This window comes from Sphingomonas sp. (assembly GCF_019635455.1).
Classification (GTDB): Bacteria; Pseudomonadota; Alphaproteobacteria; order Sphingomonadales; family Sphingomonadaceae; genus Sphingomonas.
Genome location: NZ_JAHBZJ010000003.1, coordinates 262,471 through 277,987, shown reverse-complemented (window position 1 = coordinate 277,987; position 15,517 = coordinate 262,471). Strand labels below are relative to the sequence as shown.

Sequence of the window (15,517 nt, the reverse complement as noted above, 5' to 3'; positions counted from 1 at the left end):
TTGCGCGACGCCCGGCGCGGTTCGCGCGCCGGGAGTACATGGTCAGGCGAGGGCGGGCTGTGCCGGAGGAAGCCGGCTGCCGATCGAACCGAGCGGTCGGACGATCATCCGCCGCATCGGCTGCCAGAAGGCGGAGAGCATCAGCAATGCCGACCCGATCACCAGCCCGGTGAAGGCCGCGCCGAGTTCGACGGCGCCGGCCCGGGTGAAGAGCGCGTACAGGGCATAGAGGACATAGACGAGGCTGGACACCAGCAGCGCCCGGCGGTCCACCGCCAGCGCGATTCCCGCGAACGCCACGTACAACAGCAACACGATCGCGGCGATCCCGGGCTGAACATTGCCGTCAAAGACGCCGAGCATCTGAAAGATCGGATGCGCGATCATCGGTGCCGCCGCCAGATGGAGCCAGAAGGCGACATCGGCGCGTCGGGTCCGGCGCTGCGGATCGGACATGTCCCACCGCATCGCGAAGCCGAACATCAGCAGGCCGCCAGCAAGGACGATCGGCATTGCCCATGCCTGCGCACCGGCAAAGCTGCTCATCACCAGCGCGATCAGCACGCCGACGATGGCGATCGCTCCGGCAGCCACGGTGATCGGCACCATGAACCGGCGCCAGTGCAGCCAAGCCGCGCCGGCGGTGATCAGGCAGATGCCCGCCGCGATCCCGCCGGCGACCTGCCGCGCGAGCGTATCGTTGCCGGCGCCGACCCACGCCTCGATGGTGGCGGCATTCACCGCGACGGCGGCGATCAGCGCCCCCGCCACGCCGCCGACAAACGCAAGCAGCAGCAGGATGCTGGGGAGCGCCATGCGCCGCACGCGTGTGAAATATTCGGCTAGTCCCCAGGCGAGCGCGGCAACGGCCAGTCCGCCGAGCCAGGGGGTGATCGTTCCGCCGATCCATGCGACGGCGGCAAGCATCAGCGCCGCGGCGACCGCGACGAAAATATCGTTGAAGCCGGTCAGCAATCGGAAATGTTCTTCATCCGCGATCGGTGCGGCCCGCTCGATCGCGACATGGTCTCGAAAAGCGGCGGCCGCTTCCGCGCTGATCGCGCCGGCGGCGACCGCCTGATTGAGATCGCTTTCGCTGTACATGGCATCCCTCCTGTCAGGGCTACCATGCCATAGCTGTATTAGTGATGCAATACGGCGGGTCAGCTCTGGAGCTTTGCCATGATCGTCATCGCCTGCTCGCTGCCGGACTTCGGTACGATCTCGCCCGTCCGGTCGGTGATTTTGGCCCAATGGGCCGCTACGCCGTCCGGCGAGAGATCGTCGCCCGAGAGGTGAACTCCGGGTGTCAGGGTGACGTAGGCGGCCTGGAACACGCCCGCGCCGGCGCCGATGATCATGTTGGTGGGCGCATCCTCGCTGACCAGGAACAGCGCGGCCGGTGCCACGCTTTCCGGCGTGAACGCCTTGAACGCGGCTTCGGGAAAGATGTCCTCGGTCATCCGCGTGCCGGCGGTCGGCGCGATCGTGTTGACGCGGATGTCGTATTTCGCGCCTTCCAGATAGAGCGTCTTGGTCAGCCCGGCGAGGCCCAGTTTCGCGGCGCCGTAATTGGCCTGGCCGAAATTGCCGAACAGGCCGGTGGATGACGCGGTCATCAGAATGCGGCCGTAATTCTGGCCCCGCATCGTCTCCCACACGGCCTTCGTCACATTCGCCGATCCGTTCAGATGCACATCGACAACGAACCGAAAATCCTCCGGCTCCATGTTCGCGAAGCTCTTGTCGCGCAGGACGCCGGCATTGTTGATGAGGATGTGGACGCCGCCCCATTTCTCGACCGCGCGCGCGACCATTTCCTGCATCTGCGCATAGTCGGTGACGCTGCCGCCATTGGCGAACGCTTCGCCGCCCGCCGCCTCGATCTCGGCGACGACCTGCGCCGCCGCGTCGGAGGTTCCGGTTCCGTCGCGCGCGCGCCCAGATCGTTGACAACCACCTTGCACCGGGCGCCGCCAGTTCGATCGCATAGGCACGGCCAAGGCCGCCGCCGGCTCCGGTCAGTCTTGATGGCTATCTGCTACAAATAGGTCAATTCTGTCCGAGTTTTCGAACTCACGCGACCTATCCATCACGCGCCGGATCGGCTACAAAATCCACGTGAAACCAAGGCCTTTGTCATCGGTAATCGGGCGGGGAAGGGGTCGATCACATCGGTCCAGATACGGAACAACTTCGCGCACCCCTGACGCGATCAGCCGCCGCGCTGGCGGCAATTGTCATACTGCCCCTTCTTGCAGATCGGGTAGCTCGCCATCGGCGGGGGCGGGGGATAGGCCTCGGTCGGCGACTTGGACGGCTGGAAAATGACCTGCTGGCCGGGCAGCGGTTGCGCGGACATAGGCGGGGTGGACGGCTGATATCCGCCGACCGGATCGTCCATCGTCTGGCCGGTGGTTGCCGTCGTGGCGGGCGGAGTCGTCATGTCCTGGGCGATCGCGGCGGTACCGGTCATGGCGAGCGCCGCTGCAAGGGCGATCAACTTCATGTCACTTACTCCTGACTGTGTCGGTCAGAGCGTCTTTCGCTCGGCCGGCAAACGCATCAGGCGCCGAATCTATCCCTCGTTTCGCTAGCGTGTCCGTTTGTTAATGTCCGGCGTCGAGCGCATAGCCGGCCGAACGGACGGTACGGATGATGTCGGGGCGGTCGCCGATGTTGATCGCCTTGCGAAGGCGCCGGATATGGACATCGACGGTGCGGCTTTCGATGTCGCTGTCATGCCCCCAGACCGCGTCCAGCAGGCGTTCGCGTGAAAAGACCCAGCCGGGATGCTCCAGGAAATGCTTGAGCAGGCGAAATTCGGTCGGCCCCAGCGGGACGATCTCGCCGCCGCGACGAACCTTGTGGCCGACCGTGTCCATCTCGATATCGGCATAGCTCAGCGCCTCACCGGCCAGCGCCGGGCGGACGCGGCGCAGCACCGCGCCGACGCGCGCGACCAGCTCGCGCGGTGAAAACGGCTTGGTGACGTAATCGTCGGCGCCGGTTTCCAGGCCCCGGACGCGATCCTCCTCCTCGCCGCGTGCCGTCAGCATGATGATCGGCACGTTCGCGGTCTCGTTCATGCGGCGCAGGCGGCGGCAGACCTCGATCCCCGACAGGCTTTCCACCATCCAGTCGAGCAGGACGATGTCGGGCGCCGATTCCTTCGCCAGCAATAACGCCTCCTCGCCGTCGGGGGTGTGAAGGACGTCGAAATCCTCGCGTTTGAAATGATAGGTCAGCAACTCCGCCAGCGCCGCGTCGTCCTCGACCAGCAACATCCGCGCCCGGCTCATCTCAACCCTCCGACGCTTCGGCCGCGTCGCGCTCGGCCATGTAATTGCCGGTCGCGGCGAAATAGACCATTTCGGCGACATTGGTGGCGTGATCGCCGATCCGCTCGATATTCTTCGCCACGAACAACAGGTGCGCGACCTCACTGATCGTGCGCGGATTTTCGACCATATAGGTCACCAGGGTACGGAAGATGCTGTCGTAGAAATCGTCGAGGCGGCGGTCGCGTTCATAGACCCGGATCGCGGCCTCGGCATCGCGCGCCGAGAAGGCGTCCAGAACGTCATGGACCATCTCCGCCGCCAGACGCGCCATCGCCGGCAGAACCGAAACCGCGTCGATCCGCTCCGCACCCTCGACATGGATATGCGGGATGCGCTTGGCGATGTTCTTGGCATAATCGCCGATCCGCTCGACCACCGCGGCGATCTTCAGCGCGGCGACGACTTCGCGCAGATCGTCGGCCATCGGCGCGCGGAGCGCAATCACGCGCACGGCGAGCTTTTCGACCTCCGCCTCGATCGCGTCGATCTGCCGGTCGTTGGCGCGAACCTCCTTGGCCAGCGTGGTGTCGTTCCGCTGAAGCGCGGTCATCGCATCCTGGATCGCCTGTTCGGCAAGCCCGCCCATCTGCGAGATCAGCGCGCGCAGATGCTTGATGTCCTCGTCGAACGCCTTGACCGTATGTTCCTGGCCGGTCGCCATTATCCGTACCTTCCGGTGATATAGTCCTTGGTCCGCTCCTGTCGGGGGGCGGTAAAGATCTGGTCCGTGTCACCATATTCGACAAGCGTGCCGAGATGGAAGAAGGCGGTGCGCTGCGACACGCGCGCCGCCTGCTGCATGTTGTGGGTGACGATCACGATCGCATATTTGCCGCGCAGTTCGTGGATCAGCTCCTCGATCTTCGCGGTCGCGATCGGGTCGAGCGCGCTGCACGGCTCGTCCATCAGGATAACCTCCGGATCGACGGCGATCGCGCGGGCGATGCACAGGCGCTGTTGCTGCCCGCCCGACAGCGCGGTGCCGCTGTCGCCCAGCCGGTCCTTCACCTCTTCCCACAGGCCGGCGCGGCGCAGCGACCGCTCGACGATCTGGTCCATGTCGCCCTTCGCCCGGGCCAGGCCGTGAATCCGGGGGCCATAGGCGACGTTTTCATAGATGGATTTGGGGAAGGGATTGGGCTTTTGAAAGACCATGCCGACCCGCGCGCGCAGCTGCACGACATCCATCGACCGGTCATAGATATCCTCACCGTCCAGCGTGATGCGGCCCTCTACCCGCGCGCTGGCAACCGTGTCGTTCATGCGGTTGAGCGTGCGCAGAAAGGTGGATTTTCCGCAGCCCGACGGGCCGATGAACGCGGTCACATTGTCCATGTCGACATCGATCGACACGTCCTGGATCGCCTGTTTCTCGCCATAGAAGACGTTGACGCCACGCGCCGACATCTTGGGTTCGGCGGTCGCCGCGGCGGATGGGTGCGCCGTTACGGCGGCGGCGTGAAGATCGGCTTGGGTCATTACCAGCGGGTCTCGAATCGGTTGCGAAGATAGATGGCGAGGGCGTTCATCGCGAGCAGGAAGGCCAGCAGGACGATGATCGCGGCGCTGGTCTTTTCGATGAAGCCGCGGCTCACCTCGTCCGACCAGAGGAAAATCTGCACCGGCAGCACGGTGGCGGGGTCGAACACGCCGCCCGGCGGTGTGACGATGAACGCCCGCATGCCGATCAGCAGCAACGGCGCGGTCTCGCCCAGCGCGCGCGCCATGCCGATGATCGTGCCGGTCAGGATGCCGGGCAGCGCGAGTGGCAGGACGTGATGGAACACCACCTGCACGCGCGACGCGCCGATGCCCAATGCCGCGTCGCGGATGCTGGGCGGCACCGCCTTGATCGCGTTGCGCCCGGCGATGACGATCACCGGCATGATCATCAGGGCAAGGGTCAGGCCGCCGACCAGCGGCGCCGAACGCGGCAGGCCAAGCGTGCCGAGGAACACCGCCAGGCCGAGCAGGCCGAAGATGATCGACGGCACCGCAGCCAGATTGTTGATCGATACCTCGATCAGGTCGGTCCAGCGGTTCTTGGGCGCATATTCCTCAAGATACACCGCCGAGAGCACGCCGATCGGAAAAGCGATGATCAGGGTCACGAACATCGTCAGCAGCGACCCCTTGAGCGCGCCCCAGATGCCGACCGCCGTCGGGTCGGTCGAATCGGCGCGGGTCAGGAAATCGGCGTTGAACCCGCTTTGCAGGCCACCGCTCGCGCGCAGCCGCGCGGCGAGCGCGCGCATCGGTGCGTCGCCGCCGCCATCGATCGCGGTGTCGAGCGCGCTGGACGCGGGAACCCAGATGCGGCTGTCCTGATCGAGCAGCGTCGGATCGGCCTTGATCGCCTCGCGCACCGCGACCCATGCGTTGTTCGCGATCGCTTCCTCGCCATCGGGGCCGAATGCCGCCGTGGCGGCGGACGAGACGCGGTTTTCCAGCCCGGCGCCAGCCAGCGCCAGGTCGGCCGCGCGGGTGGACAGCTGCGCACGCTCGACCTTCAACGGTGCCGACTTGAACGCCACCGGCAGCGATACCTCGGTTCGCATGAACCCGGCCGCGCCATTGCCGATCATCGTGACCAGCAGGAAGACGAGGAACGCGGCGGAAACGACCACGGCGCCAAGGCCGAGCGCGCGGAACCGCCGCTCCGCACGGTAGCGCCGGCGGATCCGCCGCTGCATCGCTGCGGCCTTCCAGTCGGTGGGAGCGCGTGGGGCCGGCACTTTACTCATAGGCTTCGCGATACTTTTTGACGACGCGCAACGCGACGATGTTGAGAAGGAAGGTGATCATGAACAGCGTCAGGCCCAGCGCGAAGGCGGCCAGCGTCTTGGGGCTGTCGAACTCGGCCTCTCCGGTCAGCAGATCGACGATCTGCTTCGTGACGGTGGTCGCGCTTTCGAAGGGGTTGAGCGTGATGTTCGCCGCGCCGCTGGCCGCCATCACCACGATCATGGTTTCGCCGATCGCACGGCTCACCGCCAGCAACACGCCGGCAACGACGCCGGGCAGGGCGGCGGGCAACAGGACCTTGCGGATCGTCTCGCTGGTGGTCGCGCCCATCGCCAGGCTGCCGTCGCGCATCGCGCGCGGGACCGCCGCGATCGAATCGTCCGCCATCGACGACACGAAGGGGATGATCATCACCCCCATCACCAGTCCGGCGGCGAGCGCGCTTTCCGAACTCGCATAGGTGAAGCCGAGCGACACCGCGAGGTCGCGGATCGCCGGCCCGACGGTCAGCGCGGCGAAATAGCCATAGACCACGGTGGGGACGCCGGCGAGGATCTCGAGCAGCGGCTTCATCCACTGGCGCACGACGGGGCGGGCATATTGGGTGAGGTAGATCGCGCTCATCAGCCCGAAGGGGATGGCGACGATCATCGCGATGACCGCGCCGATGAAGAACGTTCCCCAGAACAGCGGCACCGCGCCCAGCGTCGCGCCGGGCCGGGCCGGGTCGATCACCTGGGGGCTCCAGTTGGTGCCGAACAGGAAATCGGTGACTGGAACCACCGAAAAGAAGCGGACCGATTCGAACAGCAGCGACAGGAAGATGCCGAGCGTCGTCAGGATCGCGATCAGCGACGCGACGAGCAGCGCCCCCATCACCGTCCGCTCCACCCGGGTGCGCGCGCGGAAGTCGGCGTTGACGCGGGTATAGGCGAAGGCGCCGGTGGCGAAGGCGAGCAGGACCGCGATGGCGGTGCCGATCCAGCTGTAGAAGCGCGCCGCGCTGGCATAAATCGGTGCCAGCTGCTCCGCGAGCGGATAGAAACCGTAGCTGCTGCCGGCGGCGCGGGCGCGCACTTCGTTCAGGATCGCCTGTCGTTCAAAGCCAAAGGCCGGCAGCTCGAACGCGGCTGGCGCGCGGAGCAGGGCGTCGGTCGCCAGCATCGGCGAGACGATCGACCAGGCGATCACGAAGATCAGCGCCGGCACCACCGTCCACATCGCGACATACAGGCCGTGCTGCCCCGGCAGCGAATGGAGCCGGTGCGCACGCGCCGCCCCCAGCCGCGCGGCGCGCGCACGCCCGGTGAGCCAGGCGATGATGCCCAGCCCGGCGACCATGAAGAGAAGCGCGTAGACGTTCACGGACCTGTCGCTCCGCCGCTATTTCAGCGTCGCGGGATCGAACGTGGTTTCACGATCGATCATCTGTTGCGACGCGTCGCGCACATCCTGCGGGCTGGCGATCAGGCCGCGCTTGACCAGCGGGCCGTCGGGCGCCCACATCTGGCTGTACTGGGCCAGGAATTCCTTGAGGCCAGGCACCGCCTTCAGGTGCTGTTTCTTGACATAGATGTAGAGCGCGCGCGCACCGGGATACGTCTTGCCGGCGATCGTCGCATAGGTCGGTTCGACCCCCTCGATCGGGATGCCGCGCAGCCGCTGGGCATTTTCCTCGAGATAGGAATAGCCAAAGATGCCGATCGCATTGGGGTCGGTGGACAGCTTCTGGACGATCAGATTGTCGTTCTCGCCCGAATCGATATAGGCCGCGTCGCTGCGGATCAGCAGGCACTGGTTCTCGAACTTCGTCTTGTCGCTGTCTTTCAGCGCCTTGACCGCCGGATCGCTCTCCTCACAGCCCTTTTCCATGATGAGTTCGGCGAACGCGTCGCGCGTGCCGCTGGTCGAGGGGGGGCCGAGCACCTTGATCGGGATCGCGGGGAGCGACGGATTGACGTCACGCCACGTCTTCGCCGTGTTCGGCTTGCCCATCGGATTGGCGGCGAGCGCCAGATAGATGTCCTTGCGGGTCAGCGCGAATTTCGGCCCCTGGGTCGATTCGGCCAGTGCGATGCCGTCGTTGCCGATCTGGATTTCCATGATGTCGGTCACGCCGTTCTGCCTGCACAGTTCGTATTCCGACTTCTTCATGCGGCGCGACGCATCGACGATATCGGGATGGGCGACGCCGATGCCGCCACAGAACAGCTTCATCCCCGCGCCGGTGCCGCCCTGTTCCACCACGGGCGCCTTTACCTGGGTGCTGCGGTTGACGAACGCCTCTGCCACCGCGGTGGTGAACGGATAGACGGTGGAGGAGCCGACGACCTTGATCTGGTCGCGGCTGGTCTGCTCGCCGCATCCGGTGAGCGCGAGCGCGAGCGCCGCGACGGTGATGACGGTGAAGCTGCGCATGTCGATGTCCCCTTGCGGATCCGATAAGTCTCGCGGTCGGTGACCGGCCGCCACGCGGCGGCCTCTGTTGCAATAGCGTTACGCTATGATGACAACGCTCCGGTTTCGGTGGCGGTGGGCAGCAGGATCGATACGGTGGTGCCACTGCCGACGGTGCTGGCAATGTCGAGCCGGCCGCGATGCCGTTCGACGATGTGCTTCACGATGGCGAGGCCAAGGCCGGTTCCGCCCGCGGCGCGGCTGCGACTCGAATCGACACGATAGAATCGTTCGGTCAGGCGGGGGAGGTGTTCGGGCGCGATCCCCTCACTCTCGTCGCGTACGCTCAGGCGGACCATCGATTCGCCCGTCGGTTCGATCGCGACCACGACGGGGGTTCCCGCCCGGCCATATTTCATCGCGTTGCCGATGATGTTGTGCAGCAGCTGCGACAGCTGGATCCGGTCGCCGCGCACCGGCGGCAGCGGCGCGATATCGATGGTGATGTCGGCGGCGCGCACCGGGGACTGGGCGAGCAGCTCGTCGCGCACCTGCCCGATCAGCTCGGCGAGATCGATCGAGTGATCGGGCGCGCGATATTTCTCCGCCTCGATACGCGAAAGCGACATGAGATCGTCGATCAGCCGCTGCATCCGCCGTGCTTCATTGCCCATCACGCCCAGAAAGCGGGTGCGCGTTTCGGGATCGTCCGCCGCATCCTCCAGCGTTTCGATGAAGCCGAGGATCGAGGCGAGGGGGGTGCGCAGCTCGTGACTGGCATTGGCGACGAAGTCGATGCGGATGCGGTCGGCGGCGTGGCTGCCGGTACGATCGCTCAGATGCACGATCCGTTCGCCGCTCGGCGTCGCGCGTACCCGCATCTCCCACCGCTGTTCGCGCGCGCCCAGGCCCACCAGATGGACCGGGCCGCCCGGTGCGCCGCTTTCCGGGTTCAGCAAGCGTTCGGCGGCGGCGGGGTGCCGGATCGCCACCCGCACGTCCTCCCCCAGGATATGCTCGCCCAGCAGCGCGCGGGCCGCGCGGTTGGCGCCGGCCACGCGATGGTCCGCGATCACCAGCACCGGTTCGAAGATCGCCTCGCTGACGTCGGACAGCGCCCTGGCGGTATCCGGCGCGGGCGCGCTGGTGCTGGTTTCCGTGGGTTCGGCGGGCTGGGCGGCGATCAGCGTCGCGATCGCCCCGCCGACCAGGGCGAGCGCCGCAGCCTCCACCCCGGCGACGAGCCACAGGGCGATGGCGGTGGCGATAATCGCGGCCAGCGCGAAGAGGCTGCGGGTCGAGAGCGGCATGGCGATCCCCGCCTCTAGCGGACGCGGCCCGGTCCGGCCAGCGGCAAGCGGGCTTGCGCGCGATTCACCTTTGTGAAAGGCAGCTATGGCAGGACGGAGGAACATGGACGATCGCGATCCCAACTCGTCGGGCGCCGCCAAAGGCCCCAGCCGCCGCGCGCTGATGCTTGGCGCGGTGAGCGCGTCGGCGATCGTGTCGATCAAGCCCGCGCTGGCGCAGACCGCCGGGTCGGTGCTGAATTGCGAGATTCCGGTTCCCGATCCCGGCCGGGCGGGCAACTATATCGCCGCCGACGGCACGCTGGTCCCCGCCGGGACGCAGGGCGCCTATCCCCCCGCATTCCGCGCCTTTCGCGGCGAAGAGGTGAAACAGGCGCTGAACGGCGCGAACCTGCCCGGAACGACCTACGAACAGAGCCGAGCCTACACCAATTATATCCGTCGGCTACAGCGCGGGACGAGCGGCTTCACCTGCTTCGCCTCGCTTCAGATGCCGCGCGGCTGAGCCGCGATGCACCAGTATCGCGCCGCGCCCGCCGCGACGCTGCGGATCGTGCCGCTCGATACGCTCACCCTGATCTATCATCGCGCGTCCGGCATCACGCATGTGGTCGATTCGCCGGTCCCCGAACTGATCGCGGTGCTGGGCGAGACTATCCTGTCGGTGGATGGCGTCCTGTCGGCGCTGGCGGCGGCACATGATCTGGTCGATCCCGACATCGCGGCGCTGACCGCGCGGCTGGACGAGCTGGTCGATGTCGGGCTGGTCGAGCGGATCTGATGCGCCACGTCACCAGCCTGCGGATCGGCCCGACCGGTTTTCGCGTCGGGAGCGACTGGCGGGCGCCGATCGCGCAGATCGAGGCGCTCTATCGCGACTATCCGAAGCCGGACGACGCCATCCCCGATTTCAACGTCCGCCTGTTCGCGGCGCGGCCGTGGCGACGCTGGATCCGGCCCGCGGTCCATCTGGGCGGCGATTTCGTCATTCCGGACGCGGCGCCGCTGCCCCTGGCCCAGGGGCTGCTGGCGGCGGAGATGGCGATGAACCTGCAAATGGCGCTGGGCCAGCGGCGCTATCTGCTGCTCCACGCCTCCGCGGTCGAACGCGACGGACGCGTGCTGCTGATGAGCGGCGAATCGGGCGCGGGCAAGTCCACGCTCGCCGCGCTGTTGATGGCGCGCGGATGGCGCCTGATGGGCGACGAATTCGCGCTGGTCGATCCGGCGACCGGGCTGATCCACGGCTTTCCGCGCCTGATCAGCCTGAAGAATGAAGCGATTGGGGTGATGGAATCCGCGCTTCCGGATGCGCGCTGGGGACCGCGACTGGCGGGAACGCCCAAGGGGACGATCCGCCATCTGGTGCCGGACGCACGCGCGATCGCGGGGATGGCGACGGCGGCCCGCGCCGGCCTGATCCTCTTCCCCGCATTCGGTTTCGGCGCGGCGGAACGCGCGGTGCAGCCAAGCGAGTGCTTCGTGCGACTGACCCAGGCATCGACCAACTATGTCTCGCTGGCCGAACCGGGCTTCGACGCGCTGACCGGCCTGGTCCGCGACACGCCGGCCCATGCGATCGACTATCCCGACACCGCCACCGCGATCGCGCTGGTCGAGCGGCTGTGGAGCCAGTGCGGATGAGCGGCGCGCTGCTGGTGCGGGTCCTGCGCGATCCGGCGCAGGTCGCGTCCCTGGATGCGGCGGGGTGGACCGCATTGCTGGCCGCCGCGCGAGCGGAACAGCTGATCGGATCGCTGGCGCATCGCCTGTCCGGCCTGGCGTCGATGCCGGGGGCGGCGCGGCGCGTGCTTGACGACGCGAAGGCGGCTGCCGAGCAGGGGCGGGTCGCCGCGCTCTGGGAGGCGGAGATGGCGCGCCGTGCGCTCGCACCGACGGGGATGCCGGTCGTGCTGCTAAAGGGAACCGCGTTCGTGGCGGCGGGGCTTGCCGCCGGGGTCGGGCGACAGATCGGCGATCTCGACATTCTGGTGCCGCGTGCGCGGATCGGCGAAGCGGAGGCGGCGCTGATCGGGGCCGGCTGGGAATGGGTCAAGCCCGATCCCTATGACGACGCCTATTACCGGCGCTGGATGCACGAGCTGCCGCCGCTGATCCATCGCGAGCGGGACCGGATGATCGACGTCCATCATACGATCCTCCCGCTGACCGCGCGGATCGCCCCCGATGCCGACGCGCTGATCGACAGCGCGATGCCGCTGGCGGGTGGCCTGTCGGTGCTCCCGCCCGAGGGCATGCTGGTCCACGCCGCCGCGCACCTGTTCGCCGATGGCGACCTTGCCGGCGGACTGCGCAATCTGTGGGACATCCACTGCCTGATCGCGGAGTTTGGCGGGCAGGGGTTCGACCTTCAACTCGCCGCATGCGCCGCCCGACATGGCCTGACCCGCGAGGTGGAGCGATCGCTGCGCCTCGCGGCGGCGCTGTTCGGGGACGGTGCGCGGCTGACTCCCGTCGATCACCTTTATGTCCGGCGCCTGTTGGCCCGCGACGGGTGGGGGTGGCCGACGCGGCGATTGACCCGGCTCGGTTTCTACGTCCGTTCGCACTGGCTGCGCATGCCGCCGTTGATGTTGGCGCGACATTTGTGGACCAAGTGGCGCAAGACGCAGTAGCCTGCGGCGAAAGGAGACGGGAACGATGCGCGGACTGGGGATCGTGGCGGTGGCGATGCTCGCCGGCTGTTCGGGCGGCAGCGCGGACATCAAGGCCGCGCAGGCGGCGGTCACGGGGTTTCACGCCGCGCTCAATGCGGAGCGTTACCAGGCGATCTATGCCGAGACCGCGCCGCAATTTCGCGCGAACACGCCGCAGGACCGGCTGGTGAAGCTGCTCGCCGCCATCCACCGCAAGCTGGGCGACGCCGGCGAGACGCGGTTGCAGGGCTGGAACGTGCAATATGCCACGGGCGGCAGCGCGGTGACGCTCACCTATCAGACGCGGTACGCGAAGGGGGTGGCGACGGAGGTGTTCGTCTACTCCACCGGTACACCGCCACGGCTGATCGGTTACAACATCAATTCGCCGGACATGATGATGAACTGATCGTGCGGCCGGGCGTTCAGCGTGCGCCGCGCGCGACGCGTTCCAGTTCGGGGATCAACGCGCCATACTCATCGATCACGCCATCGGCGCCCAGACCCTCAACCGGGCCGAGCAGAAAGCCGAAGCTGACCGCGATCGACGGGATGCCGGCGGCGCGCGCGGCGCCGATATCATAGACCGAATCGCCGACGAACGCGGCGCTGCCGCCGCCCAGTCGCGCGATCATCGCATCGATCGGCGCGCGATGCGGCTTCGAAAAGCCCTTGCCCATCGTGTCGCCGCCAATCACCACACCGAACCGTTCGCGCAACCCCAGCGCGGACAGCAGCCGGTTGGCGAACGCTTCGAACTTGTTCGTCACGACGGCGAGCCGGACGTCGCGCGCGGCAAGCGCGTCCAGCGCCGCGACCGCGCCGGGATAGGGTGCGCTGCCATCCGCCAGATGGTCGCCATAATGGTCGAGCAACAGCCGGTAGAGGCGCCGGAACTCGGCGTCGTCGCACCCGCCGCTCGCCTCCAGGCTTTGCCGCAGCATGTTTTTCGCCCCGCCGCCGATCATCGGCGTCACCCGCGCCGGCGTCAGCAGCGGGCGACCGGCGGCCGCGAGCGCGTGGTTCACCGCCGCAGTCAGGTCCGGGCTGGTATCGACCAGCGTGCCGTCGAGATCGAACCCGACGATGTCGAATGGAAAGCGCGCCATGGCTTTCCATAACGCCGCGCCGATTCTGGCCAAGCCCTGACCGGCAGATTACCGGGAATTAAGAGGAAAGCGGGCAGGGGAACGGCTATGCACGGCCTGGAGAACGCGCGGGTGACGCGGGCGTTCGCGGCGGCTAAGGCCACCGCCAGTAGCAACGGAGTGGACACGCGATGAAGAGCCCGATCGCCGCCGTCATCCTCGCTGCCGGCAGCGGCACCCGGATGAAGTCGGACCTGCACAAGGTGCTGCACCCGATCGCGGGGCGGCCGATGCTGCTGCATCTCATCGATACCGCCTCATCGCTGTCGCCCGATCGGACGGTGGTGGTGGTGGGCGCGCGGCGCGAGCAGGTGGAAGCGGCGGTCGCGCCCCATGGCGCCATCGTCGCGCATCAGGCCGAGCAGCTGGGAACGGGCCATGCCGTGGCCCAGGCGCGTGACGCGCTTGCCGGCTTCGCGGGCGATGTGCTGATCCTCTATGGCGACGTGCCGCTGGTGCGGGCCGAAACGATGCGGCGGATGGTCGATCGCCTGCATCATGACGACGCGCCGGCTGCGGTGGTGCTGGGATTTCGCCCCGCCGACCCGGCCGCCTATGGCCGGATCATCGCCGGTGCCGATGGCCGGATCGACAAGATGGTCGAATATAAGGACGCCGCCCCGGATGAACGTGCGGTCACCCTGTGCAATTCCGGCCTGATGGCGGTGCGATCGACGGATCTGTTCGCGCTGCTCGACCGGGTCGGCAACGACAATGCCGCCGGCGAATATTATCTGCCCGATATCGTGATGCTCGCCGCCGCCGACGGGCGCGGTTCGGCGGTGATCGAAACCGATGCGATCGAGGTTGCCGGGGTGAACAGCCGCGCCGAACTCGCCGCGCTCGAACGCGACTGGCAGCATGAACGCCGGGCGCAGGCGATGGCCGACGGGACGACGCTGGTCGCGCCGGAAACCGTCTGGTTCGCCTATGATACGGTGCTGGGCCGCGACGTGACGGTGGAACCCAATGTGGTGTTCGGCCCCGGCGTGTCGGTGGCGGACGGGGCGGTGATCCGCGCGTTCAGCCATATCGAGGGGGCGACGATCGCCGAAGGAGCGACCGTCGGTCCCTATGCGCGGCTGCGGCCCGGCGCGGTGGTCGGCGAGGGCGCGCATGTCGGCAATTTCGTCGAGATGAAGAAGGCGGTTCTGGGCAAGGGCGCAAAGGCCAACCACCTGACCTATCTGGGCGACGCGGATGTGGGGGCGGGGGCCAATATCGGCGCCGGCACGATCACCTGCAACTATGACGGATTCTTCAAATATCGCACGCGGATCGGCGCGGGCGCGTTCATCGGATCGAACAGTGCGCTCGTCGCGCCGGTTTCGATCGGCGATGGCGCGATCGTCGGGGCAGGCGCCGTGGTGACGCGCGATGTCGAAGCGGATGCGCTGGCGCTGGTGCGGCCGGAACAGGTCGTGCGGGCCGGCTGGGCGAAGCGGTTTCGCGCGACGATGCAGGCGCGCAAGCAGGAGAAGTCGTGATGCGTTTGATGAACATCGTGTTGGGCGCCTCGCTCGCCCTTGCGGCTCCCGCGCTCGCCCAGGCGGCCGCGATGACGCCGGCGGAGGCGATCGCCGCCGCCGCCAAGGCAGCCACCGGCGAAGTGCGCGGGGTGTTCGAATTCCGCGTCGGATCGACCGGCGCGTCGGGGTTCAAGGTCTTCCTGAACTCCGATCCCGACTATCGCGCGCCCACCAACCTGACCGCCGAATTGCAGCCTGCCGCCAATACCGAATTGCGGCAGAAGCTCGGCGCGCTGCCGCAGGACGTTCTGACCGGAAAGCGGGTGCGGATCACCGGTACGGCGCATCGCGTTTCGATTCCGAAGCGGGACGGCACCAGCTATTTCCAGACCCGGATCGAGGTCGCCGCGGCGAACCAGATCCAGATTCTCGATTGAGGGAAAGCAA

17 protein-coding genes and 1 pseudogene are annotated in these 15,517 nt (G+C 67.3%); 7 read left to right on the top strand and 11 right to left on the bottom strand.

Going from position 1 to position 15,517, the window contains the following annotated elements; genetic code table 11:
* Positions 1 to 42 precede the first annotated feature (42 nt).
* From KF783_RS06140 to KF783_RS06095, 10 genes and pseudogenes are all read right to left on the bottom strand, one after another.
* Positions 43 to 1,104, bottom strand: coding sequence for a hypothetical protein (locus tag KF783_RS06140; protein ID WP_294077411.1), 1,062 nt, complete (start codon positions 1,102 to 1,104; stop codon positions 43 to 45).
* A gap of 59 nt (positions 1,105 to 1,163) precedes the next feature.
* Positions 1,164 to 2,025, bottom strand: a pseudogene (locus KF783_RS06135) (SDR family NAD(P)-dependent oxidoreductase).
* A gap of 190 nt (positions 2,026 to 2,215) precedes the next feature.
* Positions 2,216 to 2,509 carry a hypothetical protein gene (locus KF783_RS06130; RefSeq protein ID WP_294077410.1) on the bottom strand — a complete coding sequence of 98 codons (294 nt, stop codon included), beginning with the start codon at positions 2,507 to 2,509 and terminating at the stop codon, positions 2,216 to 2,218.
* A 100-nt stretch (positions 2,510 to 2,609) separates the two neighbouring features.
* A complete protein-coding gene (gene phoB / locus KF783_RS06125) occupies positions 2,610 to 3,302 on the bottom strand; it encodes a phosphate regulon transcriptional regulator PhoB (protein ID WP_294077409.1) in 693 nt (230 codons plus the stop codon).
* Position 3,303: 1 nt separating this feature from the next.
* Positions 3,304 to 4,005 carry a phosphate signaling complex protein PhoU gene (gene phoU / locus KF783_RS06120; protein WP_294077407.1) on the bottom strand — a complete coding sequence of 234 codons (702 nt, stop codon included), beginning with the start codon at positions 4,003 to 4,005 and terminating at the stop codon, positions 3,304 to 3,306.
* Complete coding sequence (gene pstB, locus KF783_RS06115; protein ID WP_294077573.1) at positions 4,005 to 4,751, bottom strand: phosphate ABC transporter ATP-binding protein PstB; 747 nt, start codon at positions 4,749 to 4,751, stop codon at positions 4,005 to 4,007. The genes phoU and pstB overlap by 1 nt, the downstream gene beginning before the upstream one ends.
* 71 nt (positions 4,752 to 4,822) lie before the next feature.
* Positions 4,823 to 6,088, bottom strand: a complete 1,266-nt coding sequence (gene pstA, locus KF783_RS06110; protein ID WP_294077406.1) for a phosphate ABC transporter permease PstA — start codon at positions 6,086 to 6,088, stop codon at positions 4,823 to 4,825.
* Positions 6,081 to 7,454 (bottom strand): phosphate ABC transporter permease subunit PstC, encoded by a 1,374-nt coding sequence (gene pstC / locus KF783_RS06105; RefSeq protein WP_294077404.1) that lies wholly within the window; start codon positions 7,452 to 7,454, stop codon positions 6,081 to 6,083. Before pstC ends, pstA begins: the two co-directional genes overlap by 8 nt.
* A gap of 18 nt (positions 7,455 to 7,472) precedes the next feature.
* Positions 7,473 to 8,507: a substrate-binding domain-containing protein gene (locus tag KF783_RS06100; RefSeq protein WP_294077402.1), complete on the bottom strand. Its 1,035-nt coding sequence runs from the start codon at positions 8,505 to 8,507 to the stop codon at positions 7,473 to 7,475.
* An 83-nt stretch (positions 8,508 to 8,590) separates the two neighbouring features.
* Positions 8,591 to 9,796 carry an ATP-binding protein gene (locus KF783_RS06095; RefSeq protein WP_294077400.1) on the bottom strand — a complete coding sequence of 402 codons (1,206 nt, stop codon included), beginning with the start codon at positions 9,794 to 9,796 and terminating at the stop codon, positions 8,591 to 8,593.
* 103 nt (positions 9,797 to 9,899) lie between these two features.
* On the opposite strand from KF783_RS06095, the gene KF783_RS06090 reads away from it, so the two are divergent.
* Genes KF783_RS06090 through KF783_RS06070 form a run of 5 tightly spaced genes read left to right on the top strand, consistent with a single transcriptional unit; the run spans position 9,900 to position 12,862 of the window.
* Positions 9,900 to 10,301 (top strand): hypothetical protein, encoded by a 402-nt coding sequence (locus KF783_RS06090; RefSeq protein ID WP_294077398.1) that lies wholly within the window; start codon positions 9,900 to 9,902, stop codon positions 10,299 to 10,301.
* A 6-nt stretch (positions 10,302 to 10,307) separates the two neighbouring features.
* A complete protein-coding gene (locus KF783_RS06085; protein WP_294077396.1) occupies positions 10,308 to 10,577 on the top strand; it encodes an HPr-rel-A system PqqD family peptide chaperone in 270 nt (89 codons plus the stop codon).
* Positions 10,577 to 11,440, top strand: coding sequence for an HprK-related kinase A (locus KF783_RS06080; RefSeq protein ID WP_294077395.1), 864 nt, complete (start codon positions 10,577 to 10,579; stop codon positions 11,438 to 11,440). The genes KF783_RS06085 and KF783_RS06080 overlap by 1 nt, the downstream gene beginning before the upstream one ends.
* On the top strand, positions 11,437 to 12,432 hold the full coding sequence (locus KF783_RS06075) for a nucleotidyltransferase family protein (protein WP_294077393.1): 996 nt from the start codon (positions 11,437 to 11,439) through the stop codon (positions 12,430 to 12,432). The genes KF783_RS06080 and KF783_RS06075 overlap by 4 nt, the downstream gene beginning before the upstream one ends.
* A gap of 25 nt (positions 12,433 to 12,457) precedes the next feature.
* On the top strand, positions 12,458 to 12,862 hold the full coding sequence (locus KF783_RS06070; RefSeq protein ID WP_294077392.1) for a hypothetical protein: 405 nt from the start codon (positions 12,458 to 12,460) through the stop codon (positions 12,860 to 12,862).
* A 16-nt stretch (positions 12,863 to 12,878) separates the two neighbouring features.
* Here KF783_RS06070 and gph read toward each other — a convergent pair whose 3' ends face one another.
* Positions 12,879 to 13,562, bottom strand: a complete 684-nt coding sequence (gene gph / locus KF783_RS06065) for a phosphoglycolate phosphatase (RefSeq protein ID WP_294077390.1) — start codon at positions 13,560 to 13,562, stop codon at positions 12,879 to 12,881.
* 170 nt (positions 13,563 to 13,732) lie between these two features.
* Here gph and glmU point away from each other — a divergent pair, with 170 nt between their 5' ends.
* Positions 13,733 to 15,088 (top strand): bifunctional UDP-N-acetylglucosamine diphosphorylase/glucosamine-1-phosphate N-acetyltransferase GlmU, encoded by a 1,356-nt coding sequence (gene glmU, locus KF783_RS06060; protein ID WP_294077389.1) that lies wholly within the window; start codon positions 13,733 to 13,735, stop codon positions 15,086 to 15,088.
* Positions 15,088 to 15,507: a hypothetical protein gene (locus KF783_RS06055; RefSeq protein WP_294077387.1), complete on the top strand. Its 420-nt coding sequence runs from the start codon at positions 15,088 to 15,090 to the stop codon at positions 15,505 to 15,507. Before glmU ends, KF783_RS06055 begins: the two co-directional genes overlap by 1 nt.
* The last annotated feature ends 10 nt before the right edge of the window (positions 15,508 to 15,517 follow it).

Bases quoted from the DNA above. Each gene is read 5' to 3' on its own strand.
- KF783_RS06140 (WP_294077411.1), bottom strand. From the start codon at position 1,104: ATGTACAGCGAAAGCGATCTCAATCAGGCGGTCGCCGCCGGCGCGATC.
- KF783_RS06130 (WP_294077410.1), bottom strand. From the start codon at position 2,509: ATGAAGTTGATCGCCCTTGCAGCGGCGCTCGCCATGACCGGTACCGCC.
- phoB (WP_294077409.1), bottom strand. From the start codon at position 3,302: ATGAGCCGGGCGCGGATGTTGCTGGTCGAGGACGACGCGGCGCTGGCG.
- phoU (WP_294077407.1), bottom strand. From the start codon at position 4,005: ATGGCGACCGGCCAGGAACATACGGTCAAGGCGTTCGACGAGGACATC.
- pstB (WP_294077573.1), bottom strand. From the start codon at position 4,751: ATGTCGGCGCGTGGCGTCAACGTCTTCTATGGCGAGAAACAGGCGATC.
- pstA (WP_294077406.1), bottom strand. From the start codon at position 6,088: ATGAGTAAAGTGCCGGCCCCACGCGCTCCCACCGACTGGAAGGCCGCA.
- KF783_RS06100 (WP_294077402.1), bottom strand. From the start codon at position 8,507: ATGCGCAGCTTCACCGTCATCACCGTCGCGGCGCTCGCGCTCGCGCTC.
- KF783_RS06095 (WP_294077400.1), bottom strand. From the start codon at position 9,796: ATGCCGCTCTCGACCCGCAGCCTCTTCGCGCTGGCCGCGATTATCGCC.
- KF783_RS06090 (WP_294077398.1), top strand. From the start codon at position 9,900: ATGGACGATCGCGATCCCAACTCGTCGGGCGCCGCCAAAGGCCCCAGC.
- KF783_RS06085 (WP_294077396.1), top strand. From the start codon at position 10,308: ATGCACCAGTATCGCGCCGCGCCCGCCGCGACGCTGCGGATCGTGCCG.
- KF783_RS06080 (WP_294077395.1), top strand. From the start codon at position 10,577: ATGCGCCACGTCACCAGCCTGCGGATCGGCCCGACCGGTTTTCGCGTC.
- KF783_RS06075 (WP_294077393.1), top strand. From the start codon at position 11,437: ATGAGCGGCGCGCTGCTGGTGCGGGTCCTGCGCGATCCGGCGCAGGTC.
- KF783_RS06070 (WP_294077392.1), top strand. From the start codon at position 12,458: ATGCGCGGACTGGGGATCGTGGCGGTGGCGATGCTCGCCGGCTGTTCG.
- gph (WP_294077390.1), bottom strand. From the start codon at position 13,562: ATGGCGCGCTTTCCATTCGACATCGTCGGGTTCGATCTCGACGGCACG.
- glmU (WP_294077389.1), top strand. From the start codon at position 13,733: ATGAAGAGCCCGATCGCCGCCGTCATCCTCGCTGCCGGCAGCGGCACC.
- KF783_RS06055 (WP_294077387.1), top strand. From the start codon at position 15,088: ATGCGTTTGATGAACATCGTGTTGGGCGCCTCGCTCGCCCTTGCGGCT.